This is a genomic window from Olsenella intestinalis, from assembly GCF_023276655.1.
Taxonomy (GTDB): Bacteria; Actinomycetota; Coriobacteriia; order Coriobacteriales; family Atopobiaceae; genus Olsenella_J; species Olsenella_J intestinalis.
In genome coordinates this window covers 856,850-879,872 of the sequence record NZ_JALGRK010000002.1, presented here as the reverse complement: position 1 = coordinate 879,872, position 23,023 = coordinate 856,850, and the positions used below count along the sequence as shown (strand labels likewise).

The following is a 23,023-nucleotide window of genomic DNA, read 5'->3' as shown; positions in this document are numbered from 1 at the left end:
CGGCATGGCGGAAGGCCGAGAAGAGCGACAGACCATCCTCTGCAGCTTCGCCGACGTGGCGGGTCTTACCGACGATGACGCATTCGAGACGGGCATGGCGCTTCTGCCATGGCCGTCTCGGCGCGAGAAGGCCCTGCGCTACCACCGTCGCGAGGACCGCGCGCTCTGCGTCGGCGCGGGGCTCCTTTTGGCGGACATGCTACGCGAGGCGGGCGTGGTCGACCTTGCGGTCGAGGTGGGGGAGAAGGGCAAGCCCTTCCTTTTGGCCGAGCCTTCCGTCCACTTCAACCTTGCCCATGCGGGCACGGTCGCTGCCTGCGCGGTGTCGGACGCCCCCGTGGGGGTCGACGTCGAGGCCGTGGCTCCTCTCGACAAGGGGCTCGTCAGCCACTGCCTGACGGACGTGGAGCGCGCTTGGCTCGAGGGCCAGGAGGAGCCCGGCCGCGCCTTCACGACGCTGTGGACGCGCAAGGAGAGCTACCTCAAGCTCAAGGGCTGCGGGCTCGAGGTCGAGCCGTCGGAGATTTCCGCCGAGCCGGGCTCGGCCCTGGGGCGTGAGGCGCGCTTCTTTGAGTATCATCTTGGGAATTACGTCCTGTGCGTCTGTGCATGGGCGACCGATGACGAGACGGGGACGCCCTGCTGCACGTTCGCGCCCCACGAGGGAGGCTTGGCACACCATGGCTGACAAGGCGGCGACCGGCGAGGTCGACTTCAAGGCGGAGAACACCCTCATTCACCGGAGCAGCGTCCACTACATCATCCCCGCGATGATAGGCCTGCTCTTCGGCCAGCTCTCGCCCATGATCGGCGGCATCTGCATCTCGCAGAGCCTCGGCGAGGTGCCCTTCTCGGCCCTCAGCACCGTCGAGCCCGTCAACCTCATCTTCAGCGCGATCGGCGCACTGGGCGGCGTCGGCTGCGGCATCACGGTCTCCAAGTGCACGGGCTCGGGCGACAAGTCGCTCGCCGCCCGCGTCTTCACGCGCTCCATCATCGCGCTGACGGCCGTGACGACCGTGCTCGCACTCGTCCTCTACTTCTGCACCGACCCGATCCTCACCTTCCTCCAGGCGACGCCCGAGAACTTCGGATACGCCCGCGAGTACCTGCACATCGTCCTTCTCGGCTCGCTGCCCATCGTGTTCATGTTCGCCGGCGACTACCTTCTGACCGATGACAACGACCCGCAGCTCGTGCTTGCGGCCAACATCACGGCCGCCGTCGTCAACGTCGCGCTCAACCTGATCCTGCTCGAGGGCTTCCACATGGGCATCGGCGCGAGCGCGTTCGCGATGGTGTTCGGCGAGCTGGTGGCCGTCCTCATGTTCATCCCGCACTTCCACAAGAAGGGCAGCCTCTGCCGCTTCGTGTCGCCCAAGCGCCGCGAGGGCGATCCGTCGATGTTCGCCACCCTCAGGCCCGGCACGCCCATGTGCATCATGTACCTCATGTTCGCCATCCAGATGATCGTGCAGAACCTCGTGCTCGGCCGCGAGAGCGGCACGAGCGGACTCGGCAACTCCGCGGTCATCGACAACCTCGTCCTGTTCCTCACGATCTTCACCGCATCGGCCTCCGAGCCGGTCATGCCCCTCGCCTCGTCGTACTTCGGCGAGAACAACCGCTGCGGCACGCTCCTCGTCAAGCGCTCGCAGTACCGCTTCGGCATGTACCTGCTCGTGCCCATCGTCCTTCTGCTCGTCGTCTTCCCGCAGGTCTTCATGGCGCTGTTCGCGGTGAGCGACCCCGTGATGCTCGAGTCGCTCCCGTTCGCGATCCGCATCGTCGCGCTCAACGCGCTGTTCACCTTCACCAATGACGCGCTCGTCAACTACCTCTCCGCGACCGAGCGCGAGCACATCGCCAACATCTCCTATGGCATCCAGATCGCGGTCAACATCGGCAGCACGCTGCTGCTCGCGCGCGTGATCCCGATGGACGCCCCCTGGTACGGCGCCATGATCGCCAACGTCTGCGCCTGCCTGTTCCTCTTCGTTGCCGGCAGGCTCCTGAAGGGCATGTTCCGCATGCACCGCGAGAACGTCGCGATGCTCACGGGTGGCACCCCCGAGGCCGAGAACGTCGAGCAGTGGAAGGCCCAGGCCGCCGATGTGCTGAGCGCCGAGCAGATGGCCGTCGTGGAGGAGAAGCTTTTCCCCGCGTTCGAGAAGGCGATCGGGGAGGAGCGTCCGCACGCCTGCTCGTTCACGGTCCTGAACCGCGACGACGGCGACGTCTCGGTCATCATGCGCTTTGACCACAAGGTCGGCCTCTTTGCCGGCGAGTTCGAGGAGGAGGCCGACGAGGAGGAGCTCTCCCGCGTCTACGACACCGTCGTCGTGTCGGAGTTCAACACCCTGCACCGCCTCATGATCAACTTCAAGGCAGCCTAACGGCTCCGTCCGCGCGCCTTGTCCGTCGCCGGCCGTCCGCACCTGGCGGGTGGCGCACCGTAGAACAATCCTGAACCACAGGCAACAAGGAGGGCCCACATGGCCAGCGAGATCGAGAACGAGCTTCTGAGGGGACAGGACAGCGCCTGCGAGGTGCCCGAGCGGCCGGCCTGGCGCCTGCTCCAGGACTCGGCGCACGCCCATCCCGAGCGGATGGCCCTCGTGGCGCGCGACCGCAGCCTCACCTACGGCCAGCTCAACGCCGAGGCCAACGCCGTCGGCCGCGCCCTCGTCGAGCATGGCGCCGCGCCCGAGACCATGGTCGCGGTCATGGCAGACCGCGACTCCTGGGCCTACGTCATGCGCGAGGGCACGCTCAAGGCTGGCGCGGCCTTCATGCCCATCGACCCCGAGTATCCCGAGGAGCGCGTTCGCTACATCCTCGAGGACTCCGGGGCCCGCATGGTGCTGACCACCTCCGCCGTGCTCTCGCGCAGGGCTGAGCTCTTCTCGGCACTCTCCGACCTCGACCTCGACGTGGTCGAGGCGCGCGAGGCCGTGTTCTCCCACGACGTGGACGACCTCGACGTCGAGGTCGCGCCCGAGAGCCTGGCCTACGTCATCTACACCTCGGGCTCGACGGGGCGCCCCAAGGGCGTGATGATCGAGAACCGCAACCTCGTGAACCTCGTGTACGACAGCGACCGCAACATGGAGGTCATGTCCTATACGCGCCACGGCTCGGTCAGCCTTGCCATGGCCGCGCTCACCTTTGACGTCTCGGTGGAGGAGGAGTTCATCCCGCTCTCCAACGGCATGACCGTCGTGATGGCCACGGCCGACGACATCATGGACCCCGAGGCGATGGCGCAGCTCATTCGCGACAATCACGTCGACGTGCTCACCTGCACGCCGAGCTACCTCTCGAACATGATCGAGATCGACACGTTCGCCGCGGTCGTGGGCGAGCTCTCGTCGGTCGTCGTCGGCGCCGAGGCGTTCCCCGCGGACCTCTTCGACCGCCTGCGCGCGCTCAACGCTCACCTGCACGTCACCAACAGCTACGGCCCCACCGAGTGCACGTGCGCGAGCACGGCGCTCGAGGTGGTCGACTCCTCCGACGTCACCATCGGTGGTCCGCTCGCCAACTACTACGTCGCGACCGTCGACGACGAGGGCCGCCTGCTTCCCGCCGGCGAGCCCGGCGAGCTTGTCATCATGGGCGCCGGCGTGGGCCGCGGCTACATCGGCCGCGATGACCTCAACGCGCGGAACTTCTTCGAGCTCTGCGGCATGCCGGCCTACCGGTCGGGCGACCTCGCGCGCGTGAGGGCGAACGGCGAGGTTGAGTACCGCGGTCGCATCGACGACCAGGTCAAGCTCCGCGGCCTGCGCGTCGAGCTCGGCGAGGTCGAGCGCGTGATCGAGAGCTTCGAGTCCGTCCGCTCGGCCGTCGTGGTCGTCGTGAAGGACGCCCAGGAGTACCTCGCGGCCTACTACGTCGCCGACGACGACGTCGACACCGACGCCCTGCGTGCCCACGCCCGCCGCTACCTCGCCTCCTACATGGTGCCGCAGAGCCTCACGCGCCTCGAGGAGCTGCCGCTCACGGCAAACGGCAAGGTCGACAAGGCCGCGCTGCCCGAGCCCTCCCTCGACGACGTCGAGGTCGAGCCCGCCGTGGGCGAGGTGGAGGAGAAGATCCTGGGCCTCGCCCGCGAGATCCTGCGGACCGAGCGCCTGGGTGCGACCACCGACCTCGTGGAGGCCGGCCTCTCGTCGCTCGGTGCCATCCGCCTCTGCAGCGCCCTGCGCGACGAGTTCGGCGTCGCCGTCAAGACCTCAGAGCTCGCGAGCGCCCCCACGGTGCGCGACCTCGCCCGGCTCGTGGACGCGGCCGCCGACGCGGTCGACTACGCGCTGCGCGAGGACTACCCGCTCTCGCAGACCCAGCAGGGCATCTACTTCGAGTGCGTGAACCACCCCGGCTCCACGTCCTACAACCTGCCCATGCTCTATCGCCTCGACGCGAGCGTCGACCTCGGGCGCCTGGCCGCGGCCGTGCGCACGATGGCCGAGGCGCACCCGTACCTCAACATGCGCGTGCGCACCGACGATGAGGGGCTGCTGCGCGCCTGCCGCCGCGACGACCTTAAGCTTGACGTGGCGATCGTCGACTGCGACGAGCTGCCCGGCGTCGACGAGCTCGTGCGTCCCTTTGACCTCGAGAGCGACGAGATGCTCTGCCGCGCGGCGATCTTTCGCACCCCCGATGCCTCCTACCTCTACCTCGACGCGCACCACATCGTGAGCGACGGCGCCTCGATCGACCTCATGATCGCCGACGTCCAGCGCGTCTTCGGCGGCGAGGCGCTCGAGCGCGAGACCTACACCGGCTTCGAGTTCGCCCTCGACGAGGAGGCCGCCCGCGCCTCGTCGCGCCTGGCCGAGGCCCACGACTTCTACGACGCCCACTTCCGCGGCTGCGGCGGCGAGACCCTGCCCCCGAAGGACGGCGACCCCGAGGCCGGCCACATGGCCTTCGAGCGCACCTGGGGCGAGGCCGACGGCGCGGCCGTGCGCGCGTTCTGCGCCGAGCACGGCCTCACCCACAACGCCTTCTTCACGGCGGCGTTCGCCTATGCGCTCCAGGCGTTCTGCGGGGCGGAGCAGCCGATCTTCTCGGCGATCTACAACGGTCGCAGCGACCCGCGCCTCGAGGGCTGCGTCTCGATGCTCGTCAAGACCCTGCCCGTGACGCTCGCGAGCGAGCCGGACGACTACGTCGTCTCGCTGGTCGAGCGCTGCAAGTCCTACCTGCTGTCGGCCATGGCCAACGACGTCTTCAGCTTCGCCGAGGTCCGTCGCGCCTACGGCATCCAGGCAGACGTCATGTTCGCCTTCCAGGGCGAGTACGTGCGCAGCGTGAGGCTCGGCGGGGCCGAGGCCTCGCAGGTCATGCTGCCGCTCTCGCGCGCCCGCGCCGCCCTCGGCGTCGACCTCATGCTCGACGGCGACCGCATCGTCTTCGAGACCGAGGTCGACCCGAGCGCCTACTCGCCCTCCACGGTCTCGCGCCTCGTGCGCCTCATCGACCAGGTCGTCTCCGAGTTCCTCGTGCGCGACCGCCTGCGCGACGTGCACCTCGTCTCTGCGGATGACGAGAAGAGCCTGCGCTCGCTGCACGACAGCGACGTGCCGGTCGCATATCGCCCGGCCTACCGGCTCCTCCAGGACCAGGCCGACGCCCACCCCGACCGCACGGCCGTCATCGGCCGCGACGCCACCCTCACCTTCGGCGAGCTCAACGCCCGCGCCAACGCCGTCGGCCGCGCCCTCGCCGCGCACGGTGCGGGCAACGGCACCATGGTCGCCGTGCTCGCGGACCGCACCACCTGGGCCTACGTCATGCGCGAGGGCGCGCTCAAGGCAGGCGCGGCCTTTATGCCGATCGACCCCGAGTACCCGGAGGAGCGCGTGCGCTACATCCTCGAGGACTCCGGGGCGCGCATCGTGCTCACGGTGGCAGACGTCCTCGAGCGCAGGGCTGAGCTCTTCTCGGCCCTTGCCGACCTCGAGCTTGACGTGATCGATGCGGGCGAGGCCGTCGCCGACTTCGACGGCTCCGACCTCGACGTCGAGGTGGCGTCCCACGACCTCGCCTACGTCATCTACACCTCGGGTTCCACGGGCCGTCCCAAGGGCGTGATGATCGAGAACCACAACCTCGTGAACCTCGTCGACGACAACGGGAAGAACGCCGAGGTCGCGGGCTTTGTGCAACACGGGTCGGTCAGCCTCGCGATCGCCGCGCTCACCTTCGACGTCTCGGTGGAGGAGGAGTTCATCCCGCTTGCCAACGGCAACACGGTCGTGATCGCCACCAACGACGACATCATGGACCCCGCCGCCATCGCGGGCCTGATCCGCGACAACGACGTCACCATGATCTGCTGCACGCCGAGCTACCTCTCCAACCTCATCGAGCTCAAGACGTTCGCCTCGGTGGTGCCGCAGCTGAGGTCGGTGCTCGTGGGCGCCGAGGCGTTCCCGCCCGACCTGTTCAGCCGCCTGCGCCAACTCAACCCCGACGTGGTCGTCACCAACAGCTACGGCCCGACCGAGTGCACCTGCGCGGCGACCGCGCTCGAGATCGCAGACGCCACCGACGTCACCATCGGAGGCCCGCTCGCCAACTACCACGTGGCGACCGTCGACGACCTCGGCAGGCTGCTGCCGCTCGGCGCCGTGGGCGAGCTCGCGATCCTGGGCGAGGGCGTCGGCCGCGGCTACATCGGCCGCGACGACCTCAACGCCCGCAGCTTCTTCGAGCTGCTTGGCATGCGCGCCTACCGCTCCGGCGACCTCGTGCGCATCCGCGAGGACGGCCAGGTGGAGTACCGCGGCCGTATCGACGACCAGGTGAAGCTCAGGGGCCTTCGCGTCGAGCTCGGCGAGATCGAGAGCGTTATCAACGCCTACCCGGGCGTGCGCTCGAGCGTCGTGGTGGTCGCGCACGGCCAGAGCGACTACCTCGCCGCCTACTTCACGGCGGACGAGGTCGTCGACCACGAGGCCCTCAAGGCGCACATGGGCGCCTACCTCACGGCGTACATGGTGCCGCAGGCCATCATGCAGCTCGACGAGCTGCCGCTCACGGCCAACGGCAAGGTCGACAAGCGCGCCCTGCCCGAGGTCGAGGCAGCCGCCCGCACCATCGTCGGCCCCAAGACCGGGTCCCAGGCCGAGCTGCTCGAGATCGTGCGCGACGTCGTCGACACCGACCAGGTCGGCATCACCACGGACCTCTTCGAGGCCGGCCTCTCGTCGCTCGGCTGCATCCGCCTGTGCTCGCTGGTCGACTCGCGCATGGGCAAGGTGCTCAAGGTCGCGGACGTCTCGCGCCTGCGCTGCGTCGAGGCGATCGACGCGACGCTTTCGACCACGCCGGCCGAGGCCGCCTTCGAGCTCCTCGACGAGTACCCGCTCTCCCAGACCCAGCAGGGCATCTTCTTCGAGTGCATGATGCACCCCGACACCACGATCTACAACATCCCCGAGCTCTACCGCATCGACGACTCGCTCGACCTCGAGCGCCTTCGCGACGCCCTCACGCAGGCCCTTCTCGCCCACCCGTACCTCTTCGCGACGATCGCGCGCAACGGGCGCGGCGAGGCCGTGGCGCGCCGCAACGAGCCCGCGCCGGTCGAGATCCCCATCGGCCGCGAGGTGCCCTCCGCCGACGAGCTCGTCCGCCCGTTCGACCTCGAGGGCGGCGAGCGGCTCTTCCGCGTCGCGCTCTTCGACGCTCCCGACGGCAAGTTCCTCTTCCTCGACACGCACCACATCGTGAGCGACGGCGAGTCCATCGACGTCCTTTTGACCGACCTCGGCCGCGCCTACGCCGGCGAGGCCGTCGAGCCCGAGGCCTTCACCGGCTTCGAGTTCGCCCTCGCCGAGCAGCGCGAGCGCGCCGGCGAGCGCCTCCAGGCGGCGCACGACTTCTATGAGCGCGCGCTTGCGGGATGCGGCGGCGACACGCTGCCGACGCACGACGGAGAGGGCCAGGGCCAGGGCATCGCCTTTGCCCGCCTTGCCGAGAAGAGCCTGGCATCCGAGGTACGCGCGTTCTGCCAGGAGCGCAACCTCTCCGCCAACGCCTTCTACACGCTCGCCTTCGGCCTGGCGCTGCGCTCCTTCTGCTTCGCCGAGGAGGCGACCTTCGCCACGATCTACAACGGCCGCAGCGACTCGCGCATCGCGCGCTCGGTCTCCATGTTCGTCAAGACCCTGCCCGTGCGCGTGACCGCGCCTGACAAGCTCGCGCCTGCTGATGCCGTCAGCGCGCTCCAGTCCTACCTGCTCGACGCGATGGCCAACGACATCTTCAGCTTCGCCGAGGTCAGCAACGAGTTCGGCGTTCACGGCGACGTCATCTTCGCCTTCCAGGGTGAGGTCTCCGACGCCGCGGACACGCACATCTGCGGCCTGCCGTCATCTCCCGGCATGCTCGAGCTCTCGCAGGCCAAGGCCGGCATCGACCTCGACGTCTTCACCGACGGCGACGACGTCAGCCTCGACTGCTCCTATGACCCGTCGGCCTTCGGCCAGCACACGGTCGAGGCGCTGCTGCGCACCTTCCTGAACGTGGCGCGCGAGCTCACGCGCCGCGACAGCCTGGCCGAGCTGCACCTGACGAGCGTGGCCGACGAGGCCGCCATCCGCGCGCTGCACGACACCGACTGGCCCGTGGCCGAGCGGCCGGCCTACCGCCTCGTGCAGGACCAGGCGGCCCTCAACGGCGACCGTGTGGCGCTCGTCGCCTGCGACCGCACCCTCACCTACAGCGAGCTCAACGCCGAGGCGAACGCCATCGGCCACGTGCTCGCCGAGGCGGGCGCCGGACCCGAGACCATGGTCGCCGTGCTCGCCGACCGCGACTCCTGGGCCTACGTGATGCGCCAGGCCGCGCTCAAGAGCGGCGGCTGCTTCCTGCCGATCGACCCCGAGTACCCGGAGGAGCGCGTCCGCTACATCCTCGAGGACTCTGGCGCCCGCCTCGTCCTCACCACGGCAGAGATCCTCGAGCGCCGCGCCGAGCTCTTCTCGGCGCTTGCCGACCTCGACCTCACCGTCGTCGAGGCGACCGAGGCCGCAGGCCGCGGCAGCCGCGAGAACCTCGACGTCGCGGTCGCGCCCGAGAACCTGGCCTACGTCATCTACACCTCGGGCTCGACGGGCCGCCCCAAGGGCGTCATGCTCACGAACGCCAACCTCGTGAACTTCGTGGACGACGACGAGCGCAACGCCGAGATCTGCGGCTACACGAGGCGCGCCCTCGTGAGCCTCGCCGTCGCGGCGCTCACGTTCGACTTCGCGATCATGGAGGAGTTCGTGCCGCTCGCGAACGGCATGTGCGTCGTCCTCGCCACGGCCGACCAGATCATGGACGCGGCCGCGCTCGGCAACCTCATGGTTGCCAACCGCGTGGACGTCATGAGCTGCACGCCGAGCTACGTCTCGAGCATGCTCGACATCCCGGCGTTTGCCGAGGCCGTGCGCGGCCTGCGCTCGATCGACTTCGGCGCCGAGGCGTTCCCGCCGGGGCTCTTCGACCGCCTGAGGGAGATCAACCCCGACCTGCACGTCATGAACGGATACGGCCCGACCGAGGCCACGATCAGCTGCACCATGCAGGTGGTCGACGGCACTGGTGCGATCACGATCGGCACCCCGAACGTCAACGTCCACGTCGCGACCGTCGACCGCGCCGGACGCCTGCAGCCGCTCGGCGCCACCGGCGAGCTCGCCATCATGGGCGCCGGCGTCGGCCGCGGCTACGTGGGCCGCGACGACCTCACCGAGCGCAGCTTCGTCGAGCTGCTCGGCATGCCGGCCTACCGCTCCGGCGACCTCGCGCGCATCCGCGCCGACGGCCAGATCGAGTACCACGGCCGCATCGACGACCAGGTGAAGCTTCGCGGCCTGCGTGTCGAGCTCGGCGAGATCGAGAGCGTCCTCGACACGTACCCGGGCGTGCTCACGAGCGTCGTGGTGGTCGCCCACGGCGAGACCGACTACCTCGCCGCCTACTTCACGGCGGACGAGAAGGTCGACCTCAATGACCTGCGCTCTCACCTGTCCGACTACCTGACGGCCTACATGGTGCCGCAGGCGATCATGCAGCTCGACGAGATGCCGCTCACGCCCAACGGCAAGGTCGACAAGCGCGCCCTGCCCGAGATCGCCCTCGAGGCTTCCGACGTCGTCGCGCCGACCTCCGAGCTCGAGCGCCGCGTGCTCGACCTCGTCTGCGAGGTCATCGGCACGAGCTCCCAGATCGGCGTCGAAACCGACCTGTTCGCCTGCGGCCTCTCCTCGATCGGCTGCATCCGCCTGTGCGGCGTGCTCTCCGAGGACTTCGGCGCCTCCGTCAAGGTGGCCGACGTCTACGAGCACCGCACGGTGCGCGAGCTCGTGGGCCTCGTGGGCGACGCGGCGCCCGCCGAGGCGTGGGAGCTTCGCGAGGAGTACCCGCTCTCGCAGACGCAGCAGGGCATCTTCGTCGAGTGCCTGCGCATGCCGGGCTCGACGGCCTACAACATCCCGATGTTCTACAAGCTCGACGCCGGCGTCGATCCCGCGCGTCTCGCCGACGCCGTGGCGCAGGCTCTTCTCGCCCACCCGTACCTCTTCATGCAGGTCCGCACCGCCAAGTCCGGCGACGTCGTGGCCGTGAGGAGGGAGCCCTGGCGCGTGGAGGTGCCCGTCATCGACGGCCTGCCGGACGACCTGACCTCGCTCGTGAGGCCCTTTGACGTCTGCGGAGAGGAGCCGCTGTTCCGCGCGGAGGTCCATCGCGCTGACGGCGACGTCTTCCTGCTTCTGGACACGCACCACATCGTGAGCGACGGCGAGTCGATCGCCGTGCTGCTCGACGACGTGAGCCGCGCGTACGCGGGGGAGGAGGTCGAGGCCGAGTCCTACACCGGCTTCGAGTTCGCCCTCGACGAGGAGAGCGGCCGCGCCTCCGGGCGCCTGGGGTCGGCCAAGGCGTTCTTCGACCGCATCTTCCTGGGCTGCGGCGGCGACACGCTGCCGCCGCGCGACGGCGACGCCGATGCCGGCCCGGTCGCGACCCTCGAGCTGCGCTCGCCGCACGCCGCCGTCGTGCGCGACTTCTGCGCGAGCCGCGGCCTCTCGGCCAACGCCTTCTTCACCTTCGCCTTCGGCCACGCCCTGCGCTCGTTCACGGCGACCGAGGACGCGGCGGTGTTCGCGACGATCTACAACGGCCGCAGCGACGCGCGCCTCGAGCGCGCGGTCACGATGCTCGTCAAGACCCTGCCTGTCGCCAACGACGTCGGGCCGGAGGCCGACGTGGTCGCCTCGATCGAGGCCTGCCAGGCCTACCTGGTCGATGCCATGGCCAACGACCTCTACAGCTTCGCCGAGGTCAGCCGCGCCTACGACATCCACGGCGACATCCTCTTCGCCTACCAGGGCGACTCCGCCGAGGACGGCCCCGAGACCATCTGCGGCCTGCCCGCCGAGGAGATCGACCTCGCGCTCTCCGAGGCCAAGGCCGGCATGGACGTCGACGTGAGCCTCGAGGGCGACGACGTGGTGTTCGACTGCTCCTTCAGCCCGACGCAGTTCAGCGAGCACACCGTGCGCGCCCTGCTCAAGTGCGCCAGCACCGTGAGCCGCGAGCTCACGCAGCGCGAGCGCGTCGGCGAGCTGCGCCTGACGAGCCCTGCCGACGAGGCCGCCATCCGTGCGCTGCACGACACCGCATGGCCCGTCGAGCAGCGCCCCGCCTACCGCCTCGTTCAGGACCAGGCCGAGAAGAGCCCCGATGCGCCCGCCATGGTCGCCTGCGACCGCACCCTCACCTACGCCGAGCTCAACGCCGAGGCCAATGCCGTGGGCCACGTGCTCGCCGAGGCGGGTGCCGCACCCGAGACCATGGTCGCCGTGCTTGCCGACCGCGACTCCTGGGCCTACGTGATGCGCCAGGCCGCGCTCAAGAGCGGAGGCTGCTTCCTGCCGATCGACCCCGAGTACCCCGAGGAGCGCGTCCGCTACATCCTTGAGGACTCCGGAGCGCGCCTCGTCCTCACCACGGCAGAGATCCTCGAGCGCCGTGCCGAGCTCTTCTCGGCACTTGCCGACCTCGAGCTCACGGTCGTCGAGGCGACTGAGGCCGCAGGACGCGGCTCCCGCGAGAACCTCGACGTAGCGGTCGCGCCCGAGAACCTTGCGTACGTGATCTACACCTCGGGCTCGACGGGCCGCCCCAAGGGCGTCATGCTCACGAACGCCAACCTCGTGAACTTCGTCGACGACGACGACCACAACCTGGAGATTTGCGGCTACACGAGGCGCGCGCACGTGAGCCTCGCCGTGGCGGCGCTCACGTTCGACTTCGCCATCATGGAGGAGTTCGTGCCGCTGGCCAACGGCATGACCGTCGTGCTCGCGACCAAGGAGCAGATCCTCGACCCGCTGGCGCTCGCGCGCCTCATGCTCGACAACGAGGTCGACGTCATGAGCTGCACGCCCAGCTACCTCTCGAACATGCTCGACATCGACGCGTTCGTGCCCGCGGTCAAGGGGCTGCGCTCGATCGACTTCGGCGCCGAGGCGTTCCCGCCGGGCCTCTACGACCGCCTGATGGCCGTGAACCCCGACCTGCACGTCATGAACGGCTACGGCCCGACGGAGGCCACGATCAGCTGCACCATGCAGGTGGTCGACGGCACGGGCGACGTCACGATCGGCATCCCGAACGTCAACGTCCACGTTGCCACCGTGGACCGCGCCGGTCGACTCCAGCCGCTCGGCGCCACCGGCGAGCTCGCGATCATGGGCGCCGGCGTCGGCCGCGGCTACGTGGGCCGCGACGACCTCACGGCTCGCAGCTTCATCGAGCTGCTCGGCATGCCGGCCTACCGCTCCGGCGACCTCGCGCGCATCCGCGAGGACGGCCAGATCGAGTACCGCGGCCGCATGGACGACCAGGTGAAGCTCCGCGGCCTCCGCATCGAGCTCGGCGAGATCGAGAGCGTCCTCAACAACTACCCGAGCGTGCGCACGAGCGTCGTGGTGGTCGCGCACGGCAAGACCGACTACCTCGCCGCCTACTTCACGGCCGACGAGCAGGTCGACCTCGCCGCGCTCAAGGAGCACCTCGGCTCCTACCTGACGTCCTACATGGTCCCGCAGGCCATCATGCAGCTCGACGAGATGCCGCTCACGGCCAACGGCAAGGTCGACAAGCGCGCGCTTCCCACGGTCGAGGAGACCCAGGAGGCCCGCGAGGTCAAGCCCGCCGCGACGGAGCTACAGCAGACGCTGCTCGACATGTACATGAGCGCCCTCGGCATCGACGAGGTCGGCGTCGACGACAACTTCTTCGAGGTCGGCGGCACCTCGCTCACGGCCGCGAAGGTCATGATGGCCGCCATGGTGGCCGATCTGCCCATCACCTACCAGGACGTCTTCGACGCCGGCACGGTCGAGGAACTCGAGCGCGTGGTCCTCTCCAAGCAGGCTGCCGACGCGGCTCCCGCGCCCGCTGCGCTCGAACCCGAGCCCGAGCCCGCCGCTGCGGCCCGTACCGTCTCCTATGTCGACATGGCGCTCGCGAACAACACGCCCGACCTCGTCGACGACGTCCGCCCGGGCGAGCTTGGCAACGTCCTTCTCACCGGCGCCACCGGCTTCCTCGGCTCGCACATCCTCTACGAGCTCCTGCAAGGCGACACCGAGAAGATCTTCTGCCTGGTTCGCGGCCAGGGCGACGTCAGTGCGTCCGACCGCCTGCTCCAGAGCATGTTCTACTACTTCGAGCACGACATCTCGGGCGAGCTGGGCAGCCGCGTCATCGTCGTCGACGGCGACATCTGCGACATGGAGCGCCTCGCCGACGTCTTCGAGCTCGACTTCCAGACGGTCTTCAACTGCGCCGCGAGCGTCAAGCACTTCGCCGACTTCGACTTCCTCAAGCGCATCAACGTGGACGGCGTGCGCAACCTGGCCGAGCTCTGCCTCGAGAAGGGCGCTCGTCTCGTCCACGTCTCGACCGTGTCGGTCTGCGGAGACGTCGTCGGCAACGACGCCGAGATGCACACGCTCACCGAGGCGGCCCTCGAGCTGGGGCAGGACACCATCTCCAACGGCTATGTCCACACGAAGTTCCTCGCGGAGCGGGCCATCCTCGAGCTGGTGGGGGAGAAGGGTCTCGACGCCAAGATCATGCGCGTCGGCAACCTCATGAGCCGCCAGGTCGACGGCGAGTTCCAGGTCAACTTCGGCACCAACAACTTCATGAGCACGCTTCGCTCCTACGTGGCCATGGGCTGCTTCCCGATGTCTGAGATGGACGAGCGCGACGAGTTCTCGCCCATCGACGAGGTGGCCCGCGCGATCGTTCTGCTCGCCGGCACCGACCGGCGCTTCACGGTCTTCCACCCCTACAACTCCCACGAGGTGGAGATGGGCAACATCGTGCTCGCGATGCAGCGCTGCGGCTTCGACATCGACGTCGTGGACGACGACACCTTCGAGGAGCGCCTGCGTGCGGCCCTTGCCGACGACGCCATCAACGCGTACGTTTCGCCGCTCGTGAACTACAGCCTCGACGACGATGACATGCGCTTCGAGAACCCGGTGACCAACACCTTCACGGTCAAGGCGCTCTACCGCCTGGGCTTCCAGTGGTCGATCACCGAGACGCACTACCTCGAGCAGGCCATCCAGATGATGGAGATGCTCGGCTTCTTCGACCTGTAGCCGCAGGCGCGAACCGGCAACGCGCGACGTGCGCAAGAGAGAGGGGGAGGGCCCGCGTGGACCCTCCCCCCCTCGTTTCGTCTCCGTGGGCTTGGCTCTGGCTAGAGCGCGAAGCGCATGGTGAGCACGTTCTTCTCGTCCACGCGCTCGTAGGCGATGTCCTCGGTGACCTTGCGCACGAGCATGAGGCCCATGCCTCCCTGGTCGAGCTCGTCGAACACGAGCTCGTGCCTCTCGCGTGCGAGCGGGTCGAAGGCCGCGCCGTCGTCGGATACCGCGACGGTGAGCGATCCGCCCTCGCGCCTGATGGAGATGCCGACGCCGCTTGCGCCCGAGTAGCTCACCACGTTGGTGAAGATCTCGTCGCAGGCGAGAAGGACCATCTTCGTCTTGGGGCTCTCGCCGCAGATCTCGCGCACGTGGTCGCTGATCTCGTCGAAGGCGTCGAGGCTCGGCTCGACCGTGGCCTCCCAGGTCTCGCTCTCGTCGCCGGTCGCGAAGAGCGCCAGCAGCGTGAGGTCGTCGAACTGCTCGCGACCCTTCGCGAAGACGTCGACGGCGTCGACCGCGGCACGCACGGCCCCCTGGGCCCCCACCTGGTCGCGGACGGCCTCGGCGAGGCGCTGCTCGCCGAAGAAGGAGTCGTCGGCGCTCACGGCCTCGGTCGCGCCGTCGGTGTAGAAGAGGATGCCCTGGCCGGGCTCGAGCGTGACCCTCTGGCACACGATGCCCGCGTCCTCGAAGACGCCGAGGGCGAAGCCGGGGTCGACGTCCACGTACGCGCCGCCCACGATAAGCGGCGGCGTGTGACCCGCGTTGGCGAAGGTGAGCTCGCGCGTGGCGGGGTCAAAGATCGCCGCGACCAGCGTGACGAACATGTTCTCGGGGTTGTTGGCGGCAACGAGGTCGTTCACCTCGTTGAGGGCGACGGCGGGGTCGTCGCAGTCCACGAGCTTCTCGTGCAGCAGCGTCAGCACCATAGCCATGAAGAGCGCCGCGCTCACGCCCTTGCCGGACACGTCCGCGATCATGCACAGCACGCGGCCATCGCCGAGAAGAGCCAGGTCGTAGAAGTCGCCGCCCACGGCGCGCGCGGTCCTCTCGAATGCGAAGGAGTCGAAGCCCTCGCCGGAAAGCTCGCGCACGGGCGGAACGAGGCCGAGCTGGATGCGGCGGGCCACGTTGAGCTCGGCGGCGGCGCGCGACTGCTCGTCGGTCATCTTGCGGATGTGCTCGACGAAGAGCTCGATGTCGTGGGACATCTGGTTGAAGGACGCCTCGATGCCGGCGATCTCGGAGGTCTTGCTGACGGGCTTCTCGTCTCTGGCATGCACGCCGTCCTGGATGAAGCTGCGCATGCGCGCGGAGAGCTTCTTCAGGGGATCTGCCACGTCGCGCTTGATGGCCAGAAGGCCGAAGAGGATGACGAGGCCGATGATGATCGCGAGGGGGATCGCGAAGGCGAGGGCGTAGCCCACGATCTCGGTGCGCTCGTGGTCCGCGTCGAAGAAGACGCCAAGCACGTAGATCTTGTCGCTGCCCTGCAGCTGGATGGGGAAGTACCAGCCAATCGAGGAGCCCAGCGACGACGTGCTTATGAAGTCGGGGTCGTCGGAGAAGCCGTCGCGGGCGGCCGCGAGCATCTGCTCCGGCACGCCCTCCACGTTGCCGCCGTGCGCCCACTCGCCCGGAAGCTCCGCGTCAACCTTCTCGTTGACCGTGGCGCTCTGGACGGTCGAGGCCGTCGTTGCGTCGGGGTTGACGTCGTAGATGGCAAGCACCTCGCCGTCCACGGCGATGCAGAGGTTGCGCAGCTTGCGCTTGAGGAGGGCGAGCGCCTCGTCGTCCAGGTCCGCGGGCTTGCTCGTGGCCGAGCCTCCCGTGCTTGCCACGGCCGTCTCGCCTGAGGCGCTGGAGCCCGAGTCGCCCTCGCCCTCCGCCGATCCGGGAGAGGGAAGGTCGTCGACCTGGCTGCTGACTTCCATGGGAAGCGCCGACCCGCTGCCGTCCGTGTCGGTGGCGAGCAGGAGCATCTGCGCCTCGCGCGCCGTCACCACGGCCTCGGTCTGCTTCCTGTCGATCACGGCGTTGGTGCTGTACATGAGGCTGATGCCGACGGAGGCGGCAATCGCCAGGATGAGCGCGATGGCGCTGAAGCGAACGTAGCGCCTGAGGATCGAGCGGCGCATTGCTTCCTCCTAGGAGATGTTGAGTCGCTTGTCGAAGCCGGCCATGTGCAGGACCGTCATGACGTCGGGCGAGACGCTCTTGATCATGAGCTCGCCGTTCATCTTCTTGTGCGCGCTCACGAGCACGCGCAGGCCGGCCGACGAGATGTACTGAAGCTTTGCGAAGTCGAGCACGAGCCTCTCGCAGGAGTCGTCCAGCTGCCCGATGGCCTCGGCGAGCTCGGGCGCGGTCGAGGTGTCGAGCCATCCGTCCAGCTCGATGGTGGTCGTGGCTCCTTCGGTGGTGGAGGTGATGTCCATTGGTGCCCCTTTCTGAATATGGACACAGTATAGGAGACGCGGAGCGGCCGCAGCCGCGACGTCCGCCCGACGACCTCGTGCGCGCCGCGGGCGCCGGGCACCCGTGTGGGAAGCGGCAGGCCCCGCTGGCGGCCCCCATTGCGCGTACGGCGACCGCACATCGCGCCTGAGCTGGTGCTCTGGTAGCTTTTCATACCAATGCAGCTAATTTGTGGCACAGGGCGCCCGCGCGCCAGACGCCCCGAAGGGACGCATCACATGAGAGGTAACGCGACAAGGTCGCTCGTTTCGCTGCGCTTGCGGCCGCGTGCGCGTCGCTGCTTGCGCTTGCGCTCGTGCTCGCCGCGCGGCGCCTGAGGAGAAGGAGGAGCGAGTGAGCTTCATTGCGCGTCTGAAGGGCGAGGAGCCCGGACTGTTCAGGAAGGTCGTCGTCGCCATGAGGGAGGGGACGGGCGGCCTGGGCGAGTACCTCATCGAGTACGGCATCGAGCACGGCAAGCTGCCGGGGCGCATCGAGGTGTTCCGCAACGTGCTCGTGCCGCGCAAGAAGGGACCGACCGACGAGTCCGAGGTCGACGTCCTGCTCCTCCACGAGACGGGCCTGTACGTGATCGAGTCGAAGAACTACAGCGGGTGGATCTTCGGGTCGGAGGGCCAGCGCCAGTGGACGCAGACGCTCGAGGGAGGCAAGAAGGAGCGCTTCTACAACCCCATCATGCAGAACCGCGCGCACGTGCGCGCCCTCGCGGCGTGTTTGGGGGTCGAACGCGAGCAGATGCGCTCGTACGTGGTCTTCTCGGAGCGTTGCACCTTGAAGAAGGTGCCCGACGACTGCGAGGAGTACGTGGTCTGCCGTCGCCCGCGCCTGCTCGAGCGCCTACGGGCCGACATGGCCTCGCGCGGGACGGTCTTCGACGAGGCTCGGATGGACGAGCTGGTCGAGAAGATCGCCGCCCTGGTCGAGGGATCGACCAAGGCGGCGAAGGATGCTCACGTGGAGCAGGTCAAGCGCTACGTATCGGGGCGCTAGAGCAGCTGGATGCCGGCGTCCTTGCAGGCGGCGACCGTGGCCGCGTCCCACACCGAGGCCTGGACCTCGCCGACGTGCGCCTTGCCGAGGAGCAGCATGCACAGGCGGCTCTGGCCGATGCCGCCGCCGATGGTGCTGGGGAGCTCCCCGGCGAGCAGCATCTTGTGGAAGGGCAGCTCGCGACGGTCGTCGGCGCCGGCGAGGGTGAGCTGGCGGTCGAGCGACTCGGGGCTCACGCGGATGCCCATGCTGCTGGCCTCGAGCGCGCAGCCCAGGACGTCGTCCCAGAAGAGCAGGTCGCCGTTGAGGTCCCAGTCGTCATAGTCGGGGGAGCGGCCGTCGTGGGGCTTGCCGGAGCGGAGCTTGCCGCCGACGCCCTGGACGAAGGTGGTGTGGTGCTCGCGGACGAAGCGCTCCTCGCGCTCCTTCGGCTCGAGCTCGGGGTAGAGGTCCTCGAGCTCCTGGGCGGTCACGAAGGTGATGTCGCGGCTGAGGTCGCACTCGAGCTGCGGGTAGTACCACTTGAGCTCGTCGAGGGTGCCGCAGATGGCCGTTACGATGCGGCCCACGGTGTCGTGCAGGTAGTCGATGGTTCGCTCGTCGTCGGCGATGACCTTCTCCCAGTCCCACTGGTCGACGTAGATGGAGTGCAGGTTGTCGAGCTCCTCGTCGCGGCGGATGGCGTTCATGTCGCAGACGATGCCCTTGCCTACGTGGAGGTCGTAGCGCTTGAGCGCGAAGCGCTTCCACTTTGCGAGGGAGTGCACGACCTCTGCGTCGGCGCCGACGGCGGGCACGTCGAAGCCGACGGGGCGCTCGACGCCGTTGAGGTTGTCGTTCAGGCCGGTCGCGGGATCGACCACGAGGGGTGCGGTCACGCGCACGAGATGGAGGGCGGCGCACAGCTTCGCGAGGAAGACGTGCTTGATGCGCTCGATGGCACGCTGGGTGTCATACTGCGCTAGCTGGGGGGTGTAGCCCGCGGGTATGGTTGTCATATCCTCTCCTTTGGTTGGCCTGACTTAGCGACACACGATAGCGCCGTCCGGGCGCCCGTGGGAGGCTTTGGCCGAAATGGAAGCCAGTCTGCAATCAAACGGCAACGACGGTCGATGTGCGCATCCGAGAGGGCGCCAGTGGCGTATCATTTTGGGACATCAATTGTGCGCGATTCGGGAGGGGGAGCGCACGTGACAAGCTTTGTCATCAACGGGATCATCGTCGCTCTCACGCTGGTCGCCTGGGTCATGCTGCTGTCCGGCGTTGGCTCCGATAACATCGGCGGCGTCGAGGCTCCGCGCAGCCTGAGGCGCTTCGCCGTCCTCTCGAACCTGTTCTCCGCCGTGGTGTCGGTGCTCTACATCGTCTGGACGATCGACAACGCGACCGCGGCCCCGGAGTGGTTGCTCGCCCTCAAGCTCTCGGCGGCGTCCTCGCTTCTGCTCACGCTCGCCGCGTCGGTGACCATCCTGGTGCCCCTCGTGGGCTGGCGCCAGCTCTTCGCCGGCGGGAACCTCCTCACGAGGCTCGTCCTCCCGCTGCTCGCCTGCGCCGACTGCGTGCTGTTCGCGCCCGTGGGGGAGCTTTCGCTTCCGGCCACGCTCGTCTCGATCGTGCCCTGCTCGCTCTACGCGATCTGGTACCTGTTCTGGATCATGCGCCACAGGGACGAGCGCGACCTCTCGCGCTATGACATCTACCTGCTGCTGCGCTGGGGATGGACCAAGGCCCCCGTCGTGACGGGCGGCATCGTGTTCGCCTCGTGGCTGCTTGGCCTCGTGATCTGGGCGCTCAGCGGCCTCTTTGCGATGGGGTGACGCATCGCCGCGTGCCGGCCGCGGGCACGGCCGTGCGCTCCTCTCGCCCGCGCTATGCCTGCCCGGCGGCGGCCATCTCCTCGGCACGCTGCGCGTCCATGGCCGCGGCGGCCTCCTTTGCACGCTCCTCTTCGAGGACGCGGCGGACGATCCTCTCGACGCGCTGCGCCTCGGCCCTGCGCGCGATGAGGGTGCGGCCGACCCAGACGACGGCCTGGATCCCGACGATGGTCACGCCCGCGACGATGAGTGCGCGCTTGCCCAAAAGCTGGTAGTTCTCGGCGATGTTCCTGCCACCCTGGCGCTCGGCGAGCTTGTTGATGTGCTTCACGATCTCCGTCGCGTCGTCGCCGAAGGCCTCGTGCATCGCGTTCTGGACCGCGTTCTTGATCGCGTTGTCCATCTTGTTGTCGAGCATCAAGCCACCCATCGTGACCTCCCGTGAGAGTCGACTGCCGCGCCTCGTGCGCGCGCCCTTCCTACAACCGTGCCGCATTTGGCGTGCGTGGCGGCTGCCCTTTCGGCGGGCGAAGGCAAGGCGGCGGCCGAGAAGAGCGTGCGGCCTCTTGCGCCCGTCCGCCGTGGCGCGCGGGCGCTCGCCCCTAGCGCCTGAGGTACCTCGCGGAGACGGGGAAGTCGAAGTAGGTGTCGGGGTAGGGCTCGTCGGCGAGCGTGAAGTGCCACCACTCGCAGTCGATCGGCTCGAAGCCGTTGCGAAGCATCGCGCCCCTGAGCAGCATCCTGTTGTCGTACTGCTCGTCGGTGATGCCGCGGAAGTCGGGGTGGGACTTCTCGCTGAAGAGGTCGAAGGGGCTGCCCATGTCGAGCTCGCGCCCGGTGGCCATCTCGAGCAGGGTGAGGTCGACGGTGCTGCCCCTGCTGTGGCTCGACCTCGTGGCGATGTAGCCGCGCTCGAAGAGCGTCTCCTTCTTGAGGTCGGGGTAGAAGAAGGGCTTCATGCGCATGTCGAGGTCGTCGAGGCCCCACGTGACGAAGCGCTTGACCGCCGTCGCGGGACGGTAGGCGTCGAAGACCTTGAGGCGATATCCCACGAGCTCCATCTCGCGCGCCACGTCCGTGAGGGCTCGCGCGGCCTCGCGCGTCAGGAGGGCGACGGGCTCCTCGTAGCCGTCGATCCTGTCGCCGATGAAGTTGTAGGTGGAGTGGTAGCGGATCTCTTGGATGATGCCGGGCACCACGTTGCCAAGGACGACGAACCCCGAGGGGTCCCTCTCCGCCATCTTCCTGAAGTTCGTCTCGTCGGCCATGGGGTGCTCCTGGATGTCGTTGGATGATGGGCACATTATACGGAAAGGGCCGGGGCGCACCCCATGGGGTCGCCCCGGCCGCGTGCGACTGGTGCCGGATCCTTGTCGCTAGTTGTCCTTGGCGGTGCCGCCTGACACGGTCAGGATCTGGGCCTGCAGCTCGCTGTCGATCTGCTCGAGCTCCTGGTCGATCCTTTGCGTGCGCTCCTTGATGCCGTCGCGCAGGCTCTGGGGCGCGTCGGTCGCCTCGCCGACCCTGTCGCCGAGCGCCCGGTTGCTATCGCGCGTGATCTCCTCCATGGTGACGATGCTCTCGAGCTGCTGCCTCTTCGTGTCGTTGGCCTGCTCGTTGATGGCGTTGGCGTCGATGCCCGCGGGAGGGCTGATCGCGTAGAGCGAGAAGAGAATGCCGCCGGCGATCGCGACCACCACGCAGACGATGTTCATCGTGGCCGGGCGCACGCGTGCGATCATGCGCTCCATGGCGGGGTAGAGCCACCACGCGATGACCGACGACGCGATGGCAAAGCCGACGGCGTTCTGGAGGCACACCTGGCCCATGAAGTTGAAGGGCATGTTCGAGTAGTCCCAGTTCTCGAGGTGCGCGTTGAACATGAGGCCACCGCAGAACTCGATCAGGGTGCAGACCAGGCCGTTGATGACGAAGCTCATCACGTAGGGGGCGAACTTGCTCTTGAGCTTCTTCTTGAGGAGCTCGAACAGCGGGTTGAGGATGAGCGCGATCAGGATGACGGCGGTGCCGTGCATCGGGTAGGGGTAGAACCAGTCGCGCCAGAGCATCGTGTTCTCGGGGTGGAACTCGCCCGCCACGATGCCGAGCCTGATGAGCTGGCAGAAGGCCGCCTCCATCCAGTGGCCCAGGACCGAGAAGACCACGAAGTAGATGATCAGGTTGCGGATGAAGGGCCAGCCGGTGCGGTCGATGACGAAGTTCTCGTCGGCGTTGCCCTTGTCCTGCGACAGGTCGTTGATCAGGACGGACTTGACGCGCTTCGAGAACGTGAAGTAGAGGATCAGGAAGATGTAGTACGCGTTGCGCCACAGCTGGTCGGCGAAGATCAGGCGGTTGCTGATGATTCCCGACGCTATGTTGCCGACGATGGCGATGGCCGCGATCGCGATGACCAGGGGGCGCGCCAGCTTGTAACGGTTCCAGAAGAAGTAGAACGCAACGCCCTCGAGGATCACGGTGATCCAGTCGATGTAGGTCGCGGAGTTGTAGACGATGGTGTCACGTGACGTCATGACCAGGAGGAATAGGGTCGCGATGATGTGCACCAGAAACATGATCTGGACGAAGCGCATGAAGCCGAGCTTCGTGGGGTCGCTGAACTTGATCGCCTCGTAGGCCTTGCGGGCCGACTTCGTTGCCGAGGCGTGGTCCTCCTTGGCCTTGCGCCTCGCCGCACGCTCTCTCGCCCTCGCGGCGCGTGCCTTCTCGCGGTCGCCCATGCCGGACGCGATGACGGAGATGCGCGCCGCCTCGTCGGCAGCCTCGTCCGACTCGATGGCGACGTCGGCCATCTCCACGGCCTTCTCCGCGTCTGCCTTCGCCTGCCTGGTGACCGCTGCTCGGTCGCCCCGGCCTGTGGTGAAGGCCCTGCCGACCGCACGCTCCGCGGCGTCGATGTCCGTTTGTGCCATGTTTTCACCTCATTGGTTCAGCTCGGGCCGCGCCAGCGGCCGCATGTCGTCAGCCTGTAGC

At 68.1% G+C, this 23,023-nt stretch carries 11 protein-coding genes; 5 read left to right on the top strand and 6 right to left on the bottom strand.

The genetic code is table 11. The features are described 5' to 3' along the window. Nucleotides 1-4 precede the first annotated feature (4 nt). From M5D76_RS08415 to M5D76_RS08405, 3 genes are all read left to right on the top strand, one after another. Nucleotides 5-688: a 4'-phosphopantetheinyl transferase family protein gene (locus M5D76_RS08415; protein ID WP_248922940.1), complete on the top strand. Its 684-nt coding sequence runs from the start codon at nt 5-7 to the stop codon at nt 686-688. Continuing rightward, a complete protein-coding gene (locus M5D76_RS08410) occupies nt 681-2,396 on the top strand; it encodes an MATE family efflux transporter (protein ID WP_248922939.1) in 1,716 nt (571 codons plus the stop codon). Before M5D76_RS08415 ends, M5D76_RS08410 begins: the two co-directional genes overlap by 8 nt. A gap of 99 nt (nt 2,397-2,495) precedes the next feature. Further along, nucleotides 2,496-14,693: a non-ribosomal peptide synthetase gene (locus M5D76_RS08405; protein WP_248922938.1), complete on the top strand. Its 12,198-nt coding sequence runs from the start codon at nt 2,496-2,498 to the stop codon at nt 14,691-14,693. A 101-nt stretch (nt 14,694-14,794) separates the two neighbouring features. Here M5D76_RS08405 and M5D76_RS08400 read toward each other — a convergent pair whose 3' ends face one another. Together M5D76_RS08400 and M5D76_RS08395 are read right to left on the bottom strand one after the other, a co-directional pair. Then, nucleotides 14,795-16,882, bottom strand: a complete 2,088-nt coding sequence (locus tag M5D76_RS08400; protein WP_248922937.1) for an ATP-binding SpoIIE family protein phosphatase — start codon at nt 16,880-16,882, stop codon at nt 14,795-14,797. Nucleotides 16,883-16,891: 9 nt separating this feature from the next. Beyond that, nucleotides 16,892-17,182, bottom strand: coding sequence for an STAS domain-containing protein (locus tag M5D76_RS08395; RefSeq protein ID WP_248922936.1), 291 nt, complete (start codon nt 17,180-17,182; stop codon nt 16,892-16,894). Between the two features lie 373 nt (nt 17,183-17,555). Between M5D76_RS08395 and M5D76_RS08390 the strand changes: the two genes are divergently transcribed. Continuing rightward, complete coding sequence (locus tag M5D76_RS08390; protein WP_248922935.1) at nt 17,556-18,212, top strand: nuclease-related domain-containing protein; 657 nt, start codon at nt 17,556-17,558, stop codon at nt 18,210-18,212. Here the strand turns inward: M5D76_RS08390 and asnA are convergent. Then, nucleotides 18,209-19,210, bottom strand: a complete 1,002-nt coding sequence (asnA, locus tag M5D76_RS08385; RefSeq protein ID WP_248922934.1) for an aspartate--ammonia ligase — start codon at nt 19,208-19,210, stop codon at nt 18,209-18,211. The genes M5D76_RS08390 and asnA overlap by 4 nt on opposite strands. A gap of 192 nt (nt 19,211-19,402) precedes the next feature. On the opposite strand from asnA, the gene M5D76_RS08380 reads away from it, so the two are divergent. Further along, nucleotides 19,403-20,029, top strand: a complete 627-nt coding sequence (locus M5D76_RS08380) for a hypothetical protein (protein ID WP_248922933.1) — start codon at nt 19,403-19,405, stop codon at nt 20,027-20,029. Nucleotides 20,030-20,081: 52 nt separating this feature from the next. Here M5D76_RS08380 and M5D76_RS08375 read toward each other — a convergent pair whose 3' ends face one another. The 3 genes from M5D76_RS08375 to M5D76_RS08365 form a co-directional block, all read right to left on the bottom strand. Next, nucleotides 20,082-20,459, bottom strand: a complete 378-nt coding sequence (locus M5D76_RS08375) for a hypothetical protein (protein ID WP_248922932.1) — start codon at nt 20,457-20,459, stop codon at nt 20,082-20,084. A gap of 172 nt (nt 20,460-20,631) precedes the next feature. Continuing rightward, entirely contained in the window at nt 20,632-21,297 is a 666-nt protein-coding gene (locus M5D76_RS08370) for a M15 family metallopeptidase (protein ID WP_248922931.1), read from the bottom strand. Between the two features lie 108 nt (nt 21,298-21,405). Next, nucleotides 21,406-22,962 (bottom strand): putative ABC transporter permease, encoded by a 1,557-nt coding sequence (locus M5D76_RS08365; protein WP_248922930.1) that lies wholly within the window; start codon nt 22,960-22,962, stop codon nt 21,406-21,408. Nucleotides 22,963-23,023: the final 61 nt, after the last annotated feature.

Coding starts and splice junctions, on each gene's coding strand:
- M5D76_RS08415 (WP_248922940.1), top strand. CDS start 5: ATGGCGGAAGGCCGAGAAGAGCGACAGACCATCCTCTGCAGCTTCGCC.
- M5D76_RS08410 (WP_248922939.1), top strand. CDS start 681: ATGGCTGACAAGGCGGCGACCGGCGAGGTCGACTTCAAGGCGGAGAAC.
- M5D76_RS08405 (WP_248922938.1), top strand. CDS start 2,496: ATGGCCAGCGAGATCGAGAACGAGCTTCTGAGGGGACAGGACAGCGCC.
- M5D76_RS08400 (WP_248922937.1), bottom strand. CDS start 16,882: ATGCGCCGCTCGATCCTCAGGCGCTACGTTCGCTTCAGCGCCATCGCG.
- M5D76_RS08395 (WP_248922936.1), bottom strand. CDS start 17,182: ATGGACATCACCTCCACCACCGAAGGAGCCACGACCACCATCGAGCTG.
- asnA (WP_248922934.1), bottom strand. CDS start 19,210: ATGACAACCATACCCGCGGGCTACACCCCCCAGCTAGCGCAGTATGAC.
- M5D76_RS08375 (WP_248922932.1), bottom strand. CDS start 20,459: ATGGGTGGCTTGATGCTCGACAACAAGATGGACAACGCGATCAAGAAC.
- M5D76_RS08370 (WP_248922931.1), bottom strand. CDS start 21,297: ATGGCCGACGAGACGAACTTCAGGAAGATGGCGGAGAGGGACCCCTCG.
- M5D76_RS08365 (WP_248922930.1), bottom strand. CDS start 22,962: ATGGCACAAACGGACATCGACGCCGCGGAGCGTGCGGTCGGCAGGGCC.